The organism is Streptomyces sp. NPDC060027, assembly GCF_042737005.1.
Lineage (GTDB): Bacteria > Actinomycetota > Actinomycetes > Streptomycetales > Streptomycetaceae > Streptomyces.
The window spans coordinates 1-5,682 of record NZ_JBHWVI010000357.1; the positions used below are offsets into that span (position 1 = coordinate 1).

General features: G+C 68.8%; 7 protein-coding genes and 1 pseudogene. All 8 read right to left on the reverse strand.

What is annotated here, in order from left to right; genetic code table 11:
- Positions 1-46: 46 nt before the first annotated feature.
- Positions 47-988: a signal peptidase I gene (gene lepB, locus ACFWBT_RS41365; protein ID WP_385709507.1), complete on the reverse strand. Its 942-nt coding sequence runs from the start codon at positions 986-988 to the stop codon at positions 47-49.
- A 277-nt stretch (positions 989-1,265) separates the two neighbouring features.
- Positions 1,266-1,994 (reverse strand): annotated as a pseudogene (lepB, locus tag ACFWBT_RS41370) (signal peptidase I); the annotation flags it as partial.
- On the reverse strand, positions 1,957-2,673 hold the full coding sequence (gene lepB / locus ACFWBT_RS41375) for a signal peptidase I (protein WP_385709510.1): 717 nt from the start codon (positions 2,671-2,673) through the stop codon (positions 1,957-1,959). The gene lepB (ACFWBT_RS41375) and the pseudogene lepB (ACFWBT_RS41370), both read right to left, overlap by 38 nt.
- 80 nt (positions 2,674-2,753) lie before the next feature.
- Positions 2,754-3,104, reverse strand: a complete 351-nt coding sequence (gene rplS, locus ACFWBT_RS41380) for a 50S ribosomal protein L19 (protein ID WP_385709512.1) — start codon at positions 3,102-3,104, stop codon at positions 2,754-2,756.
- A 130-nt stretch (positions 3,105-3,234) separates the two neighbouring features.
- The gene (gene trmD / locus ACFWBT_RS41385; RefSeq protein WP_385709515.1) at positions 3,235-4,056 is read right to left on the reverse strand and encodes a tRNA (guanosine(37)-N1)-methyltransferase TrmD; all 822 of its coding nucleotides are present in this window, start codon (positions 4,054-4,056) and stop codon (positions 3,235-3,237) included.
- Positions 4,056-4,643, reverse strand: coding sequence for a ribosome maturation factor RimM (gene rimM / locus ACFWBT_RS41390; RefSeq protein WP_385709518.1), 588 nt, complete (start codon positions 4,641-4,643; stop codon positions 4,056-4,058). Before rimM ends, trmD begins: the two co-directional genes overlap by 1 nt.
- Positions 4,644-4,824: 181 nt before the next feature.
- Positions 4,825-5,064, reverse strand: coding sequence for an RNA-binding protein (locus ACFWBT_RS41395; protein WP_005479813.1), 240 nt, complete (start codon positions 5,062-5,064; stop codon positions 4,825-4,827).
- Positions 5,065-5,066: 2 nt separating this feature from the next.
- Entirely contained in the window at positions 5,067-5,486 is a 420-nt protein-coding gene (gene rpsP / locus ACFWBT_RS41400; protein WP_266763184.1) for a 30S ribosomal protein S16, read from the reverse strand.
- Between the last annotated feature and the right edge of the window lie 196 nt (positions 5,487-5,682).

Sequence of the window (5,682 nt, forward strand, 5' to 3'; positions counted from 1 at the left end):
GTCCGGAGGAATCCGGACCGGCCGGCCCCGAAGGCCGAGAGGCGTCTCAGTCGTCCTGGGACGCCTTGCGCCTGCGTCGCAGCAGCACGAGCGGCACCGCGCCCACGAGGGCCACGGCACCCGGGGAGCCGACCGCCGCGGCCGCCTTGTCGTTCAGGCCGGACTGGTCGAAGGTGTCCGGGACCGGCAGGGTGCCCCAGCGGTTGATGGGCCAGGCCTTGACGATGGCACGGCCGACGACCTCGTTCACCGGAACCATGCCGTGGTGCTTGTCCGCCTGGTTGTAGCGCGAGTCCCGCGAGTTCTGGCGGTGGTCGCCCATCACCCAGATCATGCCCTCGGGAACCTTGACCTTGAACTGGCCGCCGTCCTCGTCCTGGCTGCACGGGGTGTTGCCGGCGTACACGTACGCGTCCTCGTTCAGGGCCTTGCCGTTGACGGTCAGCGGGCCGGTGCCCTTGCACTGGACCGTGTCGCCGCCGACGCCGATGACCCGCTTGATGAGGTCCTTCTCCTCGGCGGACGGCATCAGGCCGATCCAGCTGAGGAACGTCTGCAGCGCGTTCGGGTTGGCCGTGGGCTCGCCCGCCAGCCAGTTGTCCGGGTCGTGGAAGACGACGACCTCGCCGCGCTCCGGCTCCGAGCCGAACCACGGGGTCAGCTTGTCGACCAGGACGCGGTCACCCTGCTGGAGGGTGTTCTGCATCGAGTCCGAGGGGATCGAGAACGCCTGCACCAGGAATGTCTTGATGAGCAGCGCGAGCACCAGGGCGATGCCGATCAGGATCGGCAGTTCCTTCCAGAACGAGCGCTGCTTCGAGGACTTCGGGTTCCGCTCGGCGCGCCCGGTCGAGGCGTCCCCGCCCTCGGAGCCACTCCCTGAACCCGAACCGTCCTCTACGGCAGGGGCAGCCGCATCGTCGGGCCGCTCCGGCTGACCTTCTGGTCCTTCGTGTCCGGACCGTGCGCCGACCGCCACATCCCCCACATCCACTCCTCACTCCGTGCCGCCGCCCGCGCCGTATTCGGCGCAGGCCCACCACTCCCATAACGAGCGGGAGTTCCGCAGGGCTCGGGAGCGGGATCAATCCGTCTGGATCCGCAGGGGCCACCCTATGCGACAGAGAGAGAGCGGAGGTCGACCCTCCAGGCGCGTCGGCCACCGTCGAGAAGGTGCTGGGCTCCTGCAGGCGGGTCCAGTGACCGATGGGCCATCCGATGATCATGGCCCGGCCCACGATCGAGTCCTGGGAGACGGTGCCGCTGAACTTGTCGGTCCGGTGATAACGGGAGTCGGCGGAGTTGCCCCGGTGGTCGCCCAGCACGAACAGACGGCCCTCGGGCACCTTCACCTCGAAGGAGAAGTCCGACGGTTTGTCGCCGGCGTAGATGTAGGGCTCGGTCAGGGGTGTGCCGTTCACGGTCACCCGGCCCTCGGCGTCGCAGCACTTGACCGTGTCGCCGCCGACGCCGACGACCCGCTTGATCAGGTCCTTCTCGTTGTCGGACGGCAGCAGGCCGATGAAGGTCAGCCCCTGCTTGAACTGCTTGACGACCACGGGGTCGTCCTTCTTCTTGGTCTCCTCGGCGGTGAGCCAGCCTCCGGGGTCCTTGAAGACGACGACGTCACCGCGCTTGGGCTCGGAGCCGAACCAGGGGGTGAACTTGTCCACCAGGACGCGGTCGCCGATCTGGATCGTGTTCTCCATGGAGCCCGACGGGATCACGAAGGCCTGCACCAGGAAGGTCTTGAGGACCAGGGCTATCAGCACGGCCACGCCGACGAGGAGGGGTATCTCCTTGACGGTCGAGCGCCGCCTGCGCCGCTTGATCTTGCGGGCGAGCTTGCGCCGCTCGACCCGGCTGGGCCGGGCGGCGCCTCCGGAGGCGCGCCGGGAGCCGGTGGGCAGCAGGTTGTCGGCGGCGCTGGCGGAGACCCCGCGCGCCCTTCCACGGTTACCCATGGGCACCTCCGGCCGCGGACACCCGCGCATAGGCGTCGGGACGCGTCAGCCGGGTCCAGTGGCCCGCGGGCCAGGCGATCCAGTCGGCCCTGCCGATGACGTCACCGACGGGGACCATGCCGCCGCCGGGCGAGCCCAGATGGTCACGGGAGTCGCGGGAACGGCTGCGGTGATCGCCCAGCAGGAAGAGGGACCCCTCGGGCACGACGATGTCGAAGGGCGCCTCGGACGGACTGTCACCCCGATGGAGAAATGTCGACTCGTCGACCGATCGGCCGTTCACTTCGAGTCTCCCCTCCTTGTCGCAGCAGACCACGTGGTCTCCCCCTACTCCGACGACGCGTTTGACGTAGTCCGCGTTCCCGAAATAACCAGTGCCGTCGAACACGACGACGTCGCCCCGCTGCGGCTCGGAACCAAAACGGTACGCCAACTTATTTACGAGAACGCGGTCCCCGATCCTCAATCCGGACTCCATGGAGCCGCTGGGAATTTCGAACGGCTGCATCACGAAGCGGCTGACCAGCAGCAGAAATACCAGACAGACCAGCACGGTGAGAGTGATCCGGCCCCCGGGGAGCCAGTCGGCGACACGGTCGGCGAACGCAGAACGCGACCGCCCCTCCGGCCCCGCTGTGTCCGAGATCTCCTCGGAAGCGGAAGGGCGGGAGGAGCGGTCGCGCTCCACATGCTGTGCGTCGGTGTCCATCGGGGCCAGATGCTATCCGGCCTCCATGTGACGCCTTCTTACTGGCTCGGTCGCCGGCGGATCGCCGCGGCGGCGCGAGGTCAGTTGTCGCGCTTCTCCTTGATCTTCGCGGCCTTGCCGCGCAGCTCACGGAGGTAGTACAGCTTGGCGCGACGCACGTCACCGCGGGTGACGAGCTCGATCTTCTCGACGATCGGGGTGTGCACCGGGAAGGTGCGCTCGACGCCGACGGAGAACGAGACCTTGCGGACCGTGAAGGTCTCGCGGACACCGGCACCCTGGCGACGGATGACTACGCCCTTGAACTGCTGCACACGGGAGCGGTTGCCCTCGATGACGCGGACGTGGACGTTGACGGTGTCACCCGGGCGGAAGGCCGGGACGTCGGTGCGCAGCGACGCGCTGTCGACAGTGTCGAGCAGGTGAGTCATTTTGTCTGCTTTCTTCGCTGATGCCACAGGTCATCAACGGGAGAGGGTTCGAAGATGATGTTGCCTCGTCGGGACGGGCGTCGTGTCCCCCTGTGGCAGGGGCGCACGCCGGACGACGTAGAGCAGCGGCCTATTCTTCCACGGCCTCGGGCCTGCGCCCAAATCGGCCGTCGGGGCCCGGCTGCCAGCCCAGGATCGAGAGCATCTCGCGGTCCTTCTTGTCGAAGGCGGAGGGGGCGCAGCGCTCGATGAGGTCGGGCCGGTTCGCCGTCGTGCGGCGCAGTGCCTCGTCGCGCCGCCATCGGGCGATCTTCCCATGGTGGCCGCTGACCAGCACCTCGGGGATCTCACGGCCGCGCCACTGCGGGGGCTTGGTGTACACCGGGCCCTCCAGGAGGTTGGCCATGGCCCCGGGGGCGAAGGAGTCGTCCCGGTGCGACTCGGCGTTGCCGAGGACACCCGGCAGCAGCCGGGCCACGGCTTCGGTGACGACGAGGACGGCCGCCTCACCGCCGGCGAGGACGTAGTCGCCGATGGACACCTCGTAGACGGGCATCCTCGTCGCGTACTCGTCGATGACCCGGCGGTCGATGCCCTCGTAGCGCGCGGGCGCGAAGACCAGCCAGGGGCGCTCGGAGAGCTCGACGGCGAGTTCCTGGGTGAAGGGGCGACCGCTGGGGGTGGGAACCACCAGGACGGGCCCGTGGGAGCCCGTCTCGTAGCCGTCCGCCAGGGCGGAGTCCAGGGCGTCGCCCCAGGGCTCGGTCTTCATGACCATGCCCGGGCCACCGCCGTAGGGGGTGTCGTCGACCGTGTTGTGACGGTCGTACGTCCACTCCCGGAGATCGTGCACATGCACGTTCAGCTGTCCACGCGCGCGTGCCTTGCCGACGAGCGAGACGTTCAGGGGTTCCAGGTACTCGGGGAAGATCGTGACCACGTCGAGCCGCATCAGGCGTCGGCCTCCGCGGCGTCCTCGTCGCTCCCGGAGGAACCGTTCTCCTCGTCCCGGGAGGAGACGACCTCCGCCTGGTCGTCGATCAGGCCGGGCGGCGGGTCGATGACGGCCCGCTGCTCCTCGAGGTCGATCTCGACGACGATCTCCTCCACGAACGGGATCAGCACCTCGGTCCCGTCGGCGCGCTCCACCACGAACAGGTCCTGGGAGGGCAGGTGCGAGATCTCGGTGATGCGTCCGACCTCGGCGCCGTCCTTGGTGACCACGTCCAGGTCCATCAGCTGGTGGTCGTAGTACTCGTCCGGGTCCTCCGGGGTCTCTTCCGGGTCGACCTCGGCGATCAGCAGGGTGTTGCGCAGCGCCTCGGCGGCGTTGCGGTCCCGTACGCCTGCGAAGCGCAGCAGAAGACGGCCGCTGTGGACGCGGCCCGTCTCGATGGTCAGCGGTCCGGTGGAGGCCGGATCGGTGAGCAGGACGGCACCGGGCCCGAGCCTGAGCTCCGGCTCGTCGGTGCGGACCTCCACGGTGACCTCGCCCTTGATGCCGTGGGCGCGGCCGACGCGAGCGACTACCAGCTGCACTGTGCTTGATCTCCTGTCGTGTGCCGACGGCCATGCTTCATGGACGACTGCGGGTGCGCGGACGCCCACGGGTGCGCAGGGATCCACGCGGTCCGTGGCCGCCTGCGAGGGTTCGCAGACGACTACGGGCCGGGGATGGCTCGTAAGCCCTCCCCGGCCCGAGCCGGTGCTGCCTGTTACGTCAGCGGACGTGATCCACGTCGACGAGGTCGACGCGGACACCGCGGCCGCCGATGGCGCCCACGACGGTGCGCAGAGCGCGTGCGGTGCGGCCGTTGCGGCCGATCACCTTACCGAGGTCGTCGGGGTGGACCCGGACCTCGAGAACGCGCCCGCGGCGCAGGTCACGCGAAGCGACCTGCACATCGTCGGGGTTGTCGACGATGCCCTTCACGAGGTGCTCGAGAGCCTCCTCGAGCATGCTCAGGCCTCGGTCGACTCGGACTCGGCCGGAGCCTCGTCCTTCTTCTCAGCCTTCTTCTTCTGGGTGATGGCCTCACCCTTGCTCGCGTCGTCGCCACCGAGGGCGTCGAACAGCGGGCGCGCGGCCTTCGGCTCGGCGACGAGCAGCGGAGCCGGGGCCGGCAGGCCCTTGAACTTCTGCCAGTCGCCGGTCAGCTTCAGGATGGCGAGCACGGGCTCGGTCGGCTGCGCGCCGACACCCAGCCAGTACTGCGCACGGTCCGAGTCGACCTCGATGCGCGAAGGGTTCTGCACCGGGTGGTACAGACCGATCTCCTCGATGGCCCTGCCGTCACGGCGGGTACGGGAGTCGGCGACGACGATGCGGTAGTGAGGCGAACGGATCTTGCCCAGACGCTTCAGCTTGATCTTGACTGCCACGGAAGTGGTGTCTCCTGGTCTTGACGGGGTTGGACACGACGAGATGGCCGCGTGGGGTTGCGGTACCCGAGTGTCCGATGGACGCGTCAGCCGGAGGAGAGAGGGGTCCTATGCGGCTGTCGAGTACAGCTAGCCATTCTGCCACATCCTGCGGACCGGCCGGACCGAGGGTGCGCGGGCCCATGGCTGACGGCTG

Excerpts from the sequence above, each read along its gene's own strand:
- ACFWBT_RS41395 (WP_005479813.1), bottom strand. The coding sequence starts at position 5,064 with ATGCTCGAGGAGGCTCTCGAGCACCTCGTGAAGGGCATCGTCGACAAC.
- rplS (WP_385709512.1), bottom strand. The coding sequence starts at position 3,104 with ATGACTCACCTGCTCGACACTGTCGACAGCGCGTCGCTGCGCACCGAC.
- lepB (WP_385709510.1), bottom strand. The coding sequence starts at position 2,673 with ATGGACACCGACGCACAGCATGTGGAGCGCGACCGCTCCTCCCGCCCT.
- trmD (WP_385709515.1), bottom strand. The coding sequence starts at position 4,056 with ATGCGGCTCGACGTGGTCACGATCTTCCCCGAGTACCTGGAACCCCTG.